General features: G+C 69.7%; 12 protein-coding genes and 1 pseudogene. All 13 read right to left on the minus strand.

From position 1 onward, the window contains the following. Positions 1–227 precede the first annotated feature (227 nt). Complete coding sequence (locus tag AC08OU_RS14300; protein WP_476602415.1) at positions 228–1,763, minus strand: YifB family Mg chelatase-like AAA ATPase; 1,536 nt, start codon at positions 1,761–1,763, stop codon at positions 228–230. Continuing rightward, positions 1,763–2,064: pseudogene (locus AC08OU_RS14305) on the minus strand (YraN family protein). Before AC08OU_RS14305 ends, AC08OU_RS14300 begins: the two are co-directional and overlap by 1 nt. Positions 2,065–2,364: 300 nt before the next feature. Beyond that, on the minus strand, positions 2,365–2,661 hold the full coding sequence (locus tag AC08OU_RS14310) for a DUF2469 domain-containing protein (RefSeq protein ID WP_011437963.1): 297 nt from the start codon (positions 2,659–2,661) through the stop codon (positions 2,365–2,367). Beyond that, the gene (locus AC08OU_RS14315) at positions 2,658–3,380 is read right to left on the minus strand and encodes a ribonuclease HII (RefSeq protein ID WP_462187770.1); all 723 of its coding nucleotides are present in this window, start codon (positions 3,378–3,380) and stop codon (positions 2,658–2,660) included. The genes AC08OU_RS14310 and AC08OU_RS14315 overlap by 4 nt, the downstream gene beginning before the upstream one ends. Next, a complete protein-coding gene (gene lepB / locus AC08OU_RS14320; RefSeq protein ID WP_476601985.1) occupies positions 3,377–4,471 on the minus strand; it encodes a signal peptidase I in 1,095 nt (364 codons plus the stop codon). The genes AC08OU_RS14315 and lepB overlap by 4 nt, the downstream gene beginning before the upstream one ends. A gap of 184 nt (positions 4,472–4,655) precedes the next feature. After that, a complete protein-coding gene (gene rplS / locus AC08OU_RS14325; RefSeq protein WP_462187772.1) occupies positions 4,656–5,012 on the minus strand; it encodes a 50S ribosomal protein L19 in 357 nt (118 codons plus the stop codon). Between the two features lie 246 nt (positions 5,013–5,258). After that, positions 5,259–6,047, minus strand: coding sequence for a tRNA (guanosine(37)-N1)-methyltransferase TrmD (gene trmD / locus AC08OU_RS14330; RefSeq protein WP_462187773.1), 789 nt, complete (start codon positions 6,045–6,047; stop codon positions 5,259–5,261). Positions 6,048–6,167: 120 nt separating this feature from the next. Further along, positions 6,168–6,707, minus strand: a complete 540-nt coding sequence (gene rimM, locus AC08OU_RS14335; RefSeq protein WP_476601984.1) for a ribosome maturation factor RimM — start codon at positions 6,705–6,707, stop codon at positions 6,168–6,170. Between the two features lie 47 nt (positions 6,708–6,754). After that, positions 6,755–6,988, minus strand: coding sequence for an RNA-binding protein (locus AC08OU_RS14340; RefSeq protein ID WP_462187775.1), 234 nt, complete (start codon positions 6,986–6,988; stop codon positions 6,755–6,757). Next, positions 6,989–7,456: a 30S ribosomal protein S16 gene (gene rpsP, locus AC08OU_RS14345; RefSeq protein WP_476601983.1), complete on the minus strand. Its 468-nt coding sequence runs from the start codon at positions 7,454–7,456 to the stop codon at positions 6,989–6,991. It abuts the gene before it with no gap. 264 nt (positions 7,457–7,720) lie between these two features. Beyond that, positions 7,721–9,274, minus strand: a complete 1,554-nt coding sequence (gene ffh, locus AC08OU_RS14350; protein ID WP_476605091.1) for a signal recognition particle protein — start codon at positions 9,272–9,274, stop codon at positions 7,721–7,723. Positions 9,275–9,663: 389 nt separating this feature from the next. Beyond that, on the minus strand, positions 9,664–10,908 hold the full coding sequence (gene ftsY, locus AC08OU_RS14355; RefSeq protein WP_476601854.1) for a signal recognition particle-docking protein FtsY: 1,245 nt from the start codon (positions 10,906–10,908) through the stop codon (positions 9,664–9,666). Positions 10,909–10,971: 63 nt separating this feature from the next. Further along, positions 10,972–14,667 carry a chromosome segregation protein SMC gene (gene smc / locus AC08OU_RS14360; RefSeq protein WP_476601855.1) on the minus strand — a complete coding sequence of 1,232 codons (3,696 nt, stop codon included), beginning with the start codon at positions 14,665–14,667 and terminating at the stop codon, positions 10,972–10,974. Positions 14,668–14,920 lie beyond the last annotated feature (253 nt).

Raw genomic sequence — 14,920 nt, forward strand, 5'->3', positions numbered from 1 at the left:
CGACACGGGCCAACCGCTCGGGATCCGACCAGTCGGTGTCACCCGGTGCCACCCTCCCGGGCGCGGGACCGGGATCCGCCCCCCGGGCATCCGGCGGAGTCGTCGAGCTCATGTCCCACTCCCTGAAGACGGCACCGGATGCGGCTTCTTCCTCCTGCGCGACACGGTCTCCTGCGCGACACGGTTCACGTCACGGTCAGGAGCGTCCCCACGGGGGCCTCCCATGCTCATGCCGACCACCCGGGCAATCTCAGATCCAGCGCGGCACCGAACTGCTCGGGACCGGGCGTGCCCCGTCCGGCGAGATCGGCGAAGGTCCACGCCAACCTCAGGACGCGGTCGAGACCGCGCGCGGTGAGCAGGCCTCTTTCGAATGCCCGCTCGGCCACGGCCGTCGCCCTCGCCGGCAGCGGCCACAGTCGGCGCATCGCCGGCCCCGGCACCTCCGCGTTGAGCCGCCACGGCGTTCCGGCCAGCCGGACCCGGGTCGCCTCCTGGGCCGCGGCGACCCGCGCCGCGACGACCGCGGACGAATCACCCTGGCCACGGTCCGCCCGTAGCTCCGCCCGGCTGGGATCGCTCAACGCCACCTGGATGTCGATCCGATCCAGGAGCGGCCCGGACAAACGGGCCAGATAGCGCCGACGGACCAGGCTCGGGCACTCGCAGCCCACCGCGCGTGGGCCACGGGCCTTCGAACACGGGCAGGGATTCGCGGCCAGAACCAGCTGGAAGCGGGCGGGAAACCGTGTCGTCGCGCGAGCGCGGGCGATCTCGATCTCGCCGCTCTCCAACGGTTGACGTAGCGCATCGAGACTTTGACGGGTAAACTCTGGCGCCTCGTCCAAAAACAGGATGCCCCGGTGCGCCTGACTGGCCAGCCCGGGCCGAATCACCGTCGAGCCTGCCCCGACGAGTGCCGCCGGGGTCGCGCTGTGGTGCGGACTACGATACGGCGGTCGGGTGACGAGCGGGCAGTCCGCGGGCAGCAGGCCGGCGACCGAATGGACCGCGGTCACCTCGAGAGCGGCCTCGGTACCGAGGTTCGGCAGCAGCCCGGGCAGTCTGTCGGCCAGCATGGTCTTGCCACTGCCGGGCGGCCCCTGCATGAACAGGCGGTGGCCACCGGCCGCCGCGACCTCGACGGCCAGCCGGCCCCTGCTCTGCCCCGCCACGTCCGCCAGATCCCCGACCTGACCGTCGGTGGAGGCAGCTTCGGCCGTGGGGGCCGCCACGGGCTCGGCGGCGATCTCTCCCCGCAGGAGCGCCAGCACACTGGTGAGATCGACAGCGGGCTCTACCACCGCGCCCGGTACCAGCGCCGCCTCGGCGGCGTTGCCCGCCGGTACCACGACCCGTTCGATACCGGCAGCCACCGCCCGAAGTACCGCCGGGAGCACCCCGCGGACACCGCGCACCCGGCCATCCATCGCCAGCTCGCCGATGAGTACCCGACGGAGCAGGGCGGCGCGCGGCACCACACCGGCCGCGGTGAGGATCGCCACCGCCATAGCCAGGTCGAAACCACTGCCCGATTTCGGGAGGGTGGCGGGGAACAACCCGAGCGTGATGCGCCGATCAGGCCACCGTTGGCCCGAGTTCACGATCGCGGCGCGAATCCGATCCCGTGACTCATGCAACGCGGCATCGGGCAGACCGATGAGAGTCAGCCGCGGAAGACCATTGGCGAGATCCGCCTCCACCTCGACGATGTGACCTTCGACCCCGACGACCGCCACCCCCCGGGCCCGCGCGAGGGCCATCAGAACGCTCCCCGGATGTGCTCGACACGAACCGGACCCGCCGGAGGGCGGGACACCAGGAGGACGTCGAAACGCACCAAGCCGCCTTGCGACCCACGACGGCCTCGGCGGCCGATCCGTAACGCGTCCCGGATCGGGTCTTGACCTCGCAGAACACCAGGCTCTCACCGTCCTGCACAACGAGGTCGAGCTCGCCCTCGCGGCAGCGCCAGTTACGGTCGAGGATCTCGGCGCCGACCGCCGCCAGATGGCGGGCGGCGACATCTTCGCCGAACCTGCCCAGTGCGTCCTTTGCCCGCATCGCCGCTCCCGTTCGCCGGGGGACGGGTGCCCGCCGGTCGTGACCAGCGTGGACGTGGGCGGGCCGGAGAGCCATCCACATGATCGATATGTGGATGGCGAGGGTTTCTCCACAGGAACGAGCTGGGCGGACATCTCAGCGGGGCATCACGGGCTTCGGTGACGGGCCGACTCGCACTGTCGATCCAGGCGACGACCGACCGGAATGAGATGCCGATCTGCCGAACATACCGCCGAGACGATCAAGATGCCGAAGCGATCAAGCGGCCGGGGCTGGAAAGCGTGACGCCGAGAGTCGGCGTCAGAGCTCGGCCTTGGTCAACTCCTCGACGTTGATATCTTTAAAGGTGACTACTCGGACATTTTTAACAAAACGCGCAGGACGGAACATGTCCCACACCCAGGCGTCACGCAAGATCAACTCGAAGAAGACCTCGCCGTCCGTGCTGTTCCTGACCTCGATCTGGTAGTCGTTCGCGAGGTAGAAGCGGCGCTCGGTTTCGATCACATACGAAAAAAGCCCCACCACGTCGCGGTACTCGCGATAGAGCTGCAACTCCATCTCGGTCTCGTACTTCTCGAGGTCTTCCGCGCTCATACAGTCTCCGTGACGCCATGCCGGCTGGTCACAAGCACCCTGTCCTCCAGCCGCAATGATCGTGCTTCCCTCGTCGTCGCCGCATGCGCAGCCACGTTGACGTACGACATCCGATGCTCGTCACACGGTCCGCAGCGCGCCAGCGCCGCCGCGTGGGCCGCGGTGACGTATCCCTTGTGCTGCGCGAAATCGTACTCGGCATAGCGCGTGTGCAACGCACGCATGATCCGGTCCCTCGTCACCTTCGCCACGACCGAGGCTGCCGCCACGCACGCGACCACCCGGTCTCCCTTCACCACCGCCAACGACTCCGCTCCGAAACCGGCGACCGCGAATCCATCCGTGAGCACGTACCCTGGGCGCACAGGCAGGCGCGCCACCGCGCGTCGCATTCCGGTGATGTTGGCTACGTGCAGGCTGACCCGATCGATCTCGGCCGCGGAGATGACGACGGTCGACCACGCCTCGGCGGCGGCCGTCACGTCCTCGAAAACACTCTCACGGATCTGCTCGGTCAGGAGCTTGGAGTCGGCCAACCGCGCCAGCCGTCGACGAGCCTCCGGAGCCAGAATCACCGCGGCGACGACCAAGGGTCCGGCGCATGCCCCACGACCCGCCTCGTCGACCCCTGCGACCGGACCGAGACCATGCCTGTTCAGAGCGCGCTCGTAACCGAACAGCCCCGCATCCCGGCGAAGAGCGGCACCGTAGTGTCTCATGACGGACCGCGGCGCCGAGCCGTCCCTGACGCGCGCGTGCGCGTGGGTCCTCGTGGCATCCGGCGGGGCCGACGGGTGGCGGTCCACGCCGGGGGGATTAGCACGGCAAGGGCGAACAGGGATGCGTCATCCGTGGCCGGGGAGCCCGGCAGCGGCACCGCGGCGTCGTCGGCGGAAGACAACGCGGCCGATGTGGCTGATGTGGCCGACGTGGCCGACCCGGCTGATGTGGCCGACCCGGCCGGCGCACGAGGAGCCGGAGACACCACCGACTCGACGGGAATCCCGGCGAAATCGTTTGGAACGCCCAGGAATCCGAACCGGCCGAGTGGCCAGACACGGACGAAGGCCCGTCCCACCACCGCATGCTTCGGGATCGGCCCGTTCTGCCGGGCATCCGAGGAGGCCCCGCGATGGTCACCCATCACCCACAGGTAGCCAGCCGGGACGGTCAGCGGGCCGAACCGCTGATAGTCGTTCTGGTAGACGTACGGCTCGTCGAGCGGATGGCCGTTGACCGAGACTCTGCCCGCGGTATCGCAACACGCGACCGTGTCGCCGCCGACCGCTATGACGCGTTTGATGAAGTCGGTCTCGCTCGGAGCCCCGAGACCCAACAGGTTCTGCGCGCCACGAACGAACCTGCTGAACGCGTTGCTCGGCGGCGGGACGACGGACTCGGCATGATCGAATCCGGTCCCCTTGCCGTTGAAGACGACGATCTCACCCCGATGCACGTCGCGGAAGTGGTAGACGACCTTGTTGACAAGAACCCGGTCGTCGACGAGCAGTGTCCGTTCCATCGACTCCGAGGGGATCCAGAACGCCTGGACCAGAAAAGCCTTGATGAGCAGGGCGAGCAGAAAGGCGATCAGCACAAGGACCGGGAGCTCGCGGAGGAACGAGCCACGGCCACGGGCCCGCGCCGCCTCGGGCCGGGAAACCCGACGACCGGTGGCTTCCGGACCGTCGGGCTGCGCCTGGTCCTTCGGGCCGTCTGGCTCGGTCGCAGGGCTCGGCTGCGCGCCGTCCGGCTGGCCGCACTCGGTCCTTCCCGGTACCCGAGGCCCACTGGGATCGGATGCGTTCACGCCGCCACCTCGCAGGATCGACCGCCAAACCTCATCGGACCGGTCGACGTGCCACCAGCCGCACCTTGCGACAGCGTTGCGGACCGTGCCGCCTATCTTCTTCCATCAACGGCGACGGCACCTGCACGGGCAACCGGCAAGTCGCGGATGGAGAATCCGGACGCGTCACGGGGTGGCGGTGACCTCAGCGCGCGACCGGCTCACGCTTCTCCTTGATCTTGGCAGCCTTACCGCGCAGCTGACGCAGGTAGTACAGCTTGGCCCGTCGGACGTCACCGCGGCTCACGACCTCGATCTTCGAGACGATCGGGCTGTGGAGGGGAAAGGTCCGCTCCACGCCCACGCCGAAGCTGACCTTACGGACGGTGAAGGTCTCCCGCACCCCGCCACCCTGGCGGCGGATGACGGCACCCTGGAAGACCTGGATGCGCTGACGGTTTCCTTCGACAACCCGCACGTGGACCTTGAGGGTGTCGCCCGGCCAGAACTCGGGCACGTCGGTCCTCAGCGACTCGGCGTCGAGGCTGTCCAGGGTGTGCATGGCAGTCGCTTCCTGAAGAGTTGAGAATGGATCGTCCGCGGCCCCGGAACGCACCGAGACGGACAATCCATGGTCGAGGCCGATCTGGCCGGCATGGGTGGACGCAATCACCGCGAGGTGTCCCGCGGGGAAGACATGCGACCCGAGGCCGCCCGAACCGGTCACGAACCGACGGACACTGCATCCTACTGTGCCACACCTAGGAGAGAGACCGGACCGCCCTACCCCTCGCCCGGCCCCTCGACGTCACGACGATGGATCAGGCCGGTCCCCTCGGTGGGGGCCCGGCACCATCCGCCCGGCAGCCTCGGCAGCGGCGGCAGCGAGTACGGCTCGGTCCGCTTCGGCGAACTCGCGGCGTTCCAGGAGGTCCGGGCGCCGCAACAGGGTACGACGAAGCGCCTGGGAACGACGCCAGCGGGCGATCGCCTCATGATCGCCGGAGCGGAGAACGGACGGCACCTCGGCCCCCCGCCATACCGGCGGACGGGTGTAGACCGGGCCTTCCAGCAAGCCGTCGGAGAAAGAGTCGTCGACGACCGAGGCACTGTTACCGAGGACTCCGGGCAGCAGCCGCGTAACCGCTTCGAGAATCACCAGAGTCGCGGCCTCGCCCCCGGCCAGCACATAGTCTCCGATGGAGATCTCGTCATCGGCCCAGGTCTCGATCATCCTGGCGTCGATACCCTCGTAGCGCCCGCAGCAGAACACCAGCCAGGGCTCGCGCGCCAACTCTTCGGCATAGCGCTGAGTGAACGGAGTCCCCGCCGGGGTCGGCACGACGACCCGGGGCCGGCTACCGGCCACTCGTGCGGTGATCTCCGACAACGCCGCGTCCCAGGGCTCGGGCCGCATGACCATTCCCGGGCCTCCCCCGTAGGGGGCGTCATCCACGGTGCGATGAACATCCGTGGTCCACATCCGCAAATCATGTGTATGGATCTGCAGGGTTCCGCGCTCCTGGGCCCGGCCCACGAGCGACAGACGCAGTGGCTCGAGATAGGCCGGGAAGATGGTGACGATGTCGGCGCGCATCGGCTGCTTTCAGAGATATCGGTTCTCAGAGGTATCGGCTGCCTGCCGGGAAACCCGACCTGCCCGCCAGCCGAAGACCGGGCCGAGGCGGCGCAGCCAACTTCCGGCGCAGGACCCGAGTCAATCGAGATCGAGCAGGCCGGGCGGCGGATCCACGACGATCCGGCCGGCGGGGGGGTCGACGGTCGGCACGATGTCACGGACGAAGGGGACGAGATGCTCGCCACCGTCCGGGCCGCCGATCGCGAGCAGGTCTCCCGCAGGGGAGTGAATGATGTCGGTGACGTGCCCCAACAACATGCCCGCCGTGGTCACCGCCCGCAGGCCGACCAGGTCCCGATCCCACCACATCTCCACGGCCTCGCCGTCGGCGGCATCGTCGTCGAGCGGCGATCCCGCCTGATCCGCGTCGATAGCCAGGAGCACGCCGCGCAGCGCCTCCGCGGCGCCACGATCGTCCGCCCCGCGAAAGTGAAGCAACAGGCGACCCGAGTGCCAACGAGCGCCGGAGACGGTGAGCGGAGTTCCGCCCCCTTCGCGACCGAGGACTGCCCCTACGGCGAACCTGCGGTGGGGCACGTCGGTGCGAATCTCGATCGTGACCTCACCGCGGATGCCATGCGGCCGGCCGATCCGCCCGACGACGATCTCCTCAGCCACGACTTCTCGAGCAATCAGGACGAAGCTCGCGACAGCATCGGCGGATCCTAATGATCCACATCGACAACGTCGATCCGAAGGCCCCGGCCTCCGACACCGCCCATCACCGTGCGCAGCTCACGAGCGGTACGGCCTCGCCGACCGATGACCTTCCCGAGATCTTCGGGGTGCACCCGCACCTCCAGGGTACGTCCACGCCGACCGTTGTTCAGGTCCACCCGGACGTCGTCGGGGTGATCGACGATGCCTCGCACAAGATGTTCGAGGGCCGCCTCCAGCACCTACTGCCCCGCGGTCGTCGGTGCGTCCGTGGCCGGGGCGGCTTCCACTTCCTCTGCCGACTCTGCCGACTCTGCCGACCCGGACTTCTTGGCCTTCTTCGGCGTGGTGGCCGGCCGGTCCTCGGCGCCCGCGGCAGCCCGCGCGGCCGCCTGGAAGATCTCCCGCTTGTCCGCCTTTGGCTCGGCGACCTTCATCGGCGGGGGCGCCGGCAGGTTCTTGAACTTCTGCCAGTCCCCGGTGACCTTGAGGATCGCGAGGACGGGCTCGGTGGGCTGTGCACCGACCGAGAGCCAGTGCCCCACCCGCTCGGCGTCGACCTTGATGATGCTCGGGTCGGACTTGGGGTGGTACTGCCCGATGGACTCGATGACCCGACCATCCCGCTTGGTACGGGCATCGGCCACGACGATGCGGTAGTGCGGCTCGCGCATCTTGCCGAGACGCTGCAGTTTAATCTTGGTTGCCACGGTGGTCGAACGGCTCCAGACATGTCGATGACCACTGGTTTTCCACGGCTGCGCATGGAGCCCCGGTGGTGGGAAGCACCCGCGCCGGACAACCACTCACACATCTCCCGCGCGACACCGCGAGGAACCGCGACACCGCGAGGAATGAGGGCAGCCACACCGGCGCTGGCAGGCAGGGCCTGTATTGAGCTTACAGTCTGCCAGATCGTGACCGCCGCGCACGACCGGGGAGCCCGTGCATCCACCACGGCCGCCTCGCGCGGGTCAACGGCCCCCGCGGGGGCCGCGCGGCGGCATCCCACCGAAGCCGTCCTGCTGCCGCATCAGCGCCGAGAGATCCGGCATGCCGTCCGGAAGCGCGGGGCCCTTCGCCAGCCGCTCCTGCGCAGTGGACTTCTGCGCCTTGGCCTGGGCCGCCCGTGCCGCCGGATTACCCTTGCGGCTGGCTCCCTTGCCCTTCTTCGCGGCCTTGCGAGCCGAGGCGGCCTTCGCTCGACCCATCCCCCCCGGCATCCCCATGCCGCCGGCCATCTGCCGCATCATCTTGCGGGCCTCGGCGAACCGGTCCAGCAACTGGTTGACCTCGGTGACCGTGGCCCCGGATCCACGCGCGACCCGAGCCTTGCGGGACGCCTGCAGGATCCTGGGATCACGCCGTTCCGTCGGCGTCATGGACCGAATGATCGCAACCACCCGATCGACGTCCCGATCGTCGACCTGCGCCAGTTGATCCTTCATCTGGCCCATACCCGGCAGCATGCCGAGCAGGTTGCCGATCGGGCCCATCTTGCGGACCGCGAGCATCTGCTCGAGGAAATCCTCGAGAGTGAACTCGGAGGCGACCATCTTCGCCGCCATGGCCTCGGCCTGCTCGGCCTCGAACGCCTTCTCGGCCTGCTCGATGAGGGTGAGGACGTCACCCATACCGAGGATCCGCGACGCCATGCGTTCCGGGTGGAAGACGTCGAAGTCGTCCAGGGCCTCGCCGGTGGAGGCGAACATGATCGGCCGACCGGTCACCTGGGCGACCGAGAGGGCCGCACCACCGCGCGCGTCGCCATCAAGCTTGGTCAGGACCACTCCGCTGAATCCCACGCCATCGGCGAAGGCGCTCGCGGTCGCGACCGCGTCCTGACCGATCATCGCGTCCAGGACGAAGAGAATCTCATCCGGTGAGACGGCGTCGCGGATGTCGGCCGCCTGCCGCATCATCTCCTCGTCGACGCCGAGCCGCCCGGCCGTGTCGACGACGACCACATCGAAGACCTGCCGGCGCGCGTGCGCGAGCGCGTCGCGCGCGACGCGCACCGGATCCCCGACCCCGTTGCCGGGCTCGGGCGCGAAGACCTCCACCCCGGCCCGCGCCCCGACCACCTGCAGCTGGTTGACCGCGTTCGGACGCTGCAGGTCGGCCGCGACCAGCAGCGGGGTGTGACCCTGGGCCTTGAGCCAGTGCCCGAGCTTGCCGGCCAGGGTGGTCTTACCCGTTCCCTGCAGGCCGGCGAGCAGGACCACCGTCGGCGGGGTCTTGGCGTACCGCAGCGTCGTCGTGCCGCCGCCGAGGATCGCGACGAGCTCCTCATTGACAATCTTGATTACCTGCTGGGCAGGGTTCAACGACGCACTGACCTCGGCGCCGCGGGCACGCTCCTTCACCGCGGCCACGAAGCCACGGACGACCGGGAGCGCGACGTCTGCCTCGAGCAGAGCCACCCGGATCTCCCGCGCGGTGGCGTCGATGTCGGCATCGGTAAGGCGCCCTCTGCCACGCAGCGACGCGAAGACCTTGTCGAGGCGGCTGGAAAGGGTGTCGAACACGCGCACACACTCCGAGATCGCAGACGGACCGCAGGCACCAGCGTACGCACCCGACGACGAGGACAGCACACCCCCGCGTCCGATCAACCGACGACGTCACGCATCGGCCGATCGACGCGGACGCGACGTGCGCGGCCCGGCGAGGCATGCCCGCACGGACACCGACCTGGTCATTCACCTGCCGGGCCCGCCCTCTGCGCTGAGGAGGGCGAGACGCCTCGCCGGACGCTCACCCCCCGGCCAGGAGAACACCGAGGAACATGGCGCGGCTGACCACGGAGCCCCACAGCTCCGCTCAGTGATGAAGCTTAGGTCACATGCCGAACGGCCGGAAGGCCTTGACGCTGAGCACGTTGTGGTCTTCGCCGATCCGGCGGCCACTCGATCGATCAGCCAGCTTCGCCCAACAGGGCGTCGACGAACGCCTCCGACTCGAAGGGAGCAAGATCGTCTGGACCCTCTCCCAAGCCGATCAGTTTCACCGGCATGCCGAGCTCGCGCTGCACGGCGATGACGATCCCGCCCTTGGCCGTACCGTCCAGCTTGGTCAGCACGACTCCGGTGAGATCAACCGCCTGCGTGAACACCTGTGCCTGGACAAGCGCGTTCTGACCGGTCGTGGCGTCGAGCACGAGCAGCACCTCATCGACCGGACCGTGCTTGCCCACCACTCTTTTAATCTTCGCCAGCTCGTCCATCAGGCCTGCCTTGGTGTGCAGCCGGCCGGCGGTGTCGATCAACACGGTGTCCACACCGCTCTGCGTGCCCTGTCGGACCGCATCGAACGCCACCGACGCGGGGTCACCCCCCTCGGCCCCGCGGACCGTGATCGCGCCGACCCGTTCACCCCAGGTCTGAAGCTGATCCGCGGCCGCGGCACGGAACGTGTCCGCCGCGCCCAGCACGACCGTACGCCCGTCCGCGACCAGCAGCCGCGCGATCTTTCCACAGGTCGTGGTCTTGCCCGTACCGTTGACACCGACGACGAGTACGACGGCGGGACGATCCGGGGCCGTCGTGCGCAGCGATCGGTCGGTCGTCGTACCGATCTGGGCAAGCAGCTCGTCGCGCAGCACCGCCCGCACATCCGCAGGCGTGCGGGCACCGAGCACCTTCGTGCGTTCCCGCAGCGCGGCGACCAGCTCGGTGGTCGCCGTAACCCCGACGTCGGCGAGGAGCAGGGTCGCCTCCACGTCTTCCCACGCGTCCTCGTCGAGATTGTCGCCGGACAGCAGGGAGAGCAATCCGCGACCGAGCGCGTTCTGCGAACGAGCCAGCCGCAGGCGCAGCCGGACGAGGCGGCCGGCGGCCGGCGGCGGTGCCTCCGGCGGGATCCGCTCCTGGACCGGGATCCCCGGCGCGGCCGGTATCTCGGCGGGCGGGGCGCCGACGCCCTCGGTCTCCGTCGGGGACGGCGGCAGCACATCGGGAAGACCGATGTCGTCGACCGTCCTGGTCGCCGAATCTCGGGGTACCTCGGCATCGTCACCGACCCCGGGACGGTAGTCGGCGCCCGGGCGCGGGCCTTCCTCGACGGATCGGCGGGGGCGTCGGCGCAGGGCCGTGCCGGCCACCAGGCCCACGGTGGCCAGTACGACGACGGCGATGACGACGATCAGGATGAGGAGCTCCACGTACCGATCCTGACAGATGACGCCACAAGGCCGTGGCGCTCGCCCGGCGGGAGGGCGGCGGCGTCAGAGCGCCGCCCGCTCCCGCAGCCGCTGACTGATCACTGTCGTCACCCCGTCGCCCCGCATGGCCACGCCGTACAGGGCGTCAGCGATCTCCATCGTCCGCTTCTGGTGGGTGACGATGATCAGCTGCGACTTCTCGCGCAGACCCTCGACAGCATCGAGCAGCCGGCCGAGGTTGCGGTCGTCCAGAGCTGCCTCGACCTCGTCGAGCACGTAGAAGGGCGAAGGACGGGCCCGGAATATCGCGAGCAGGAGAGCGAGTGCGGTCAGTGAACGCTCCCCGCCGGACAACAGCGACAGACGCTTCACCTTTTTTCCCGGCGGCCTCGCCTCGACCTCGATGCCCGTGGTGAGCATGTCATCAGGATCGGTAAGCACCAGCCGGCCCTCACCGCCCGGGAACAGCGTCGAGAAAACGATCTCGAACTCACGAGCGGTGTCCGCGAACGCGACGGCGAAGACCTCACGCACCCGCAGATCAACCTCCTCGACGACCAGTAGAAGATCCCGGCGGGTGCTCTTGATGTCTTCGAGCTGCGCGGATAAGAACGCCGCCCGCTCCTGAAGCGCGGCGAACTCCTCGAGGGCGAGGGGATTCACCCGTCCCAGCCGGGCCAGCTGCTTCTCCGCGGTGGCAGCCCGGGCGCTCTGCTCGGCTCGATCGAACGGCACCGCGGTGCCGTCGGGCTCATCCGGCGGGACCAGCGTGCCCGGCCCGAACTCCGCCACCAGGTCGTCCGCGTCGATGCCGTGCTCCTCCAGAGCCTTGGCTTCCAGTGTCTCCACCCGCAGCCGCTTCTCCGCTCGGGCCAGCTCGTCGCGATGGGCGGCGTCGCGCAGCGCCGCGAGTTCGGTGGCCAGGGCGCGCCCCTGGTCACGCACCCCGACCAGCTCCGTCTCGGCGGCCTTGCGCAGTGCGTCGGCCTTCTCCCGCTCCGCCGCGGCGCGAGCCAGCGAATGGTCCAGTCGGTCGAGAGCGACCTGGGCCGCCTCCCCCATCACCGTCGCGACGGCCGCCTGCCGCTCGCGGACCTCGTGCCGACGGGCCGCCGCGGCCCGTGCCGCCCGCTCGTTCGCCGCCGCGCGGATCAGTCCGTCGGCGCGTCCCTGCAGGCCTCGCACCCGCTCCTCGCTGGTACGGACGGCCAACCGGGCCTCGACCTCGGCGGCGCGCACGGCGGAGGTGGCCGCGACGAGCCGGTCCCGTTCATCCGGAGCACGCTCCCCCGCCTCCGGCTGCTCAGATGTCGCGGCGAGCGACGCCTCGAGCTCGGTCAACGCTCCGTATGCCCGATCACGGGCTGTTTCGGCCCGTGATCGGGCAGCCTCCAGCCGGGCGATCTCGGATGCCGCGGCCCCTCCCGAACGATCGAGCTGCGCCATCTGCTCGGACAGCGCCCGGTGCCGGGCATCGGTCCCGTGCAGCGCCGCCAGTGCCGCGTCGATGGCGGTACGGGCCCGGGTCACCTCGGCACGCGCGGGCTCGAACGCCTCGTGGGCGGACTCGACGCGACGGGTCGCCTCCGCCACGCCGGCCTCGGCCTCGTCCGCCGCGGCCTGCAGTTCGATCGCAGACGGCGGGTTCGCGCTGCCACCGATCGAGAGGGGCGCACCGATGACGTCGCCGGCGCGGGTGACCACCCGCAGGTCGGGACGCAACGCCGTGGCCCGCTCAGCCGCTGCCAGATCCTCGACCACGACAGTCCGGGCGAGCAGGGACGACACGGCGGTACGGAACCGGTCGTCACCGATCTCCGCCAGGTCCAGCGCGGCAACGGCACCGGCCGGGAGCGGACCGTCGGCGCTGGCCGCCCCCGGGTCGGTCGCCGCGCTGCCGACAGGGCCGGCGCAGGCGGCGGGATCGGCGCAGGCGTCAGGCTCATCCGCGACGGTGACGGCGGCCACCAGCGATGCTCGGCCGGCGCCCGTTTCCCGCAGCCACGCAAAGGCCGCCATGGCATCTTCCGACGTGCCGACGAGCAGGGCGTCCGCCGCCGCGCCCAGCGCCGCGGCGATGGCCGCCTCCGCGCCGGCGGTCACGCTCAGGACGCCGGCCAGCCGGCCGATCACCTCGAGGGTCGGATCCAGTGCCGGAGCCGGGTCCTCCGCCGTGTTCGAGGCGCCCCGCCCGGTCTGCGCGGTCTGCGCGGTCTGCGCGGTCTGCGCGCCGGTAGCAGCCCTCAACAGTGCCGCGGCTCCGTCGGCCGACGCGAGGGAGAGATGCAGCGCGTCACGTCGCGCAGCCCAGGAGGCGCGGTCACGCTCGGCGCTACGCTCCTCACCGCGCAGGACCTCGAGCCGCTCGGCGGCAGCGGCATGCACCGCCACGGCCGCGCTGTGCCGCTCGGTGAGATCCTCCCGTGCGCTCTCCATCCGGGAGAGTTCGATCTCGAGGGCCGAACGTGACGCCGAGGTCTCGGTCTCCCGCTCCCGCGCGGCGTCGAGTGCCTCGGTCGTCCGTGCTATCTCGTTCTCGGCGCTGGTGGCACGGGACCTGGCAGCCTCCACCTGGCCGGCAAGGCGCGCGATCTCCTCACGGCGAAAAGACGCCGCGCGTGCCGCGGCGATCAGCTCCTTCTCCTCCCGGGCGAGCGCGGCCTCGAGATCGGCACGCCTGGTGACCACCTCGGCGAGCAGGTCCCGATCACGCTCCAGCCGCTCGGTGAGGGCGATTTCCTGCTCCCGGACCGCCGTGGCCTCCTGTTCCAGTTCCTCGGGGTCGCGGCGCCCACGTACGTCGTCGGCCGCGGTACGCAACAGGCGACCCCGTTCGACGGCGAGCGAACGGGTGCCCCGCAGCCGTTCCCGCAGGGATGCCAGGGCGTACCAGGTCTCCTGGGCGCCGGTGGCGCGCGGAACGATCGCCGTCAGGTCGGCCTGCAGCTGCTCCTCCCGGTGGGCGACCGCGGCATGAGCGGCTTCGGTGGTCGTCAGCCGCGCCCGCAATGCCTCCTCGTCCGCGAGGTCGGAGGCGATCGCGGCCCGGGCACGATGGAGATCGTCGGCGAGAAGGCGCAGGCGGGCGTCCCGGAGCGAAGCCTGAATCACACCGGCCTTACGTGCGATCTCCGCCTGGCGACCGAGCGGCCCCAACTGCCGACGCAGCTCGGCGGACAGATCGGTGAGGCGGGTGAGGTTCGCCGACATCGCCTCGAGCTTGCGGAGTGCCTTCTCCTTGCGTTTACGGTGTTTGAGGACGCCGGCGGCCTCCTCGATGAAGGCGCGGCGATCCTCCGGGCGCGCGTGCAGGACCGCGTCGAGCTGACCCTGGCCGACGATCACGTGCAGCTCTCGGCCGATACCCGAGTCGCTCATCAGTTCCTGGATATCCAGCAGGCGACAACCGGTACCGTTGATCGTGTATTCGCTCTCGCCGCTGCGGAACATCAGCCGCCCGATGGTCACTTCGGTGTACTCGATGGGGAGCGCGCCGTCCGAGTTGTCGATCGTCAGGAGTACTTCGGCGCGCCCCAAGGCCGGGCGAGCGGGCGTGCCCGCGAAGATGACATCGGACATGGTGCCGCCACGCAGGGCCTTGGCACCCTGCTCCCCCAGTACCCAGGCGATGGCGTCGACGACGTTACTCTTGCCCGACCCGTTGGGCCCGACCACGCAGGTTATTCCCGGCTCGAGATGCAGGGAGGTCGAGCTGGCAAAGGACTTGAAGCCCCGCAGGGTCAAGTTCTTGAGATGCACCAGTCTCCGGAGCGATGGAAGGGTTCACCGGCTCGACCCGGGATGGCCGGACTCAGCCGACGTTCGACAGAGCCATCCTAGTCGGCAACCCGAAGCACCCAGCAGGCTACGCTCCGAAAAAAGCACGAAGAAGGCGAGGAGCGAGGTTGCCCGGCTCTTCCTGGGTATAGGGGGTCTTCGAAGTTAACCGGGGTGGGCGTGAGACCCCAGCCAGTTTGGTAACTGTGCGTAATGTTGGCTCGGCGTGGCCTGC

It is taken from the genome of Frankia sp. CcMO1 (genome assembly GCF_977945845.1).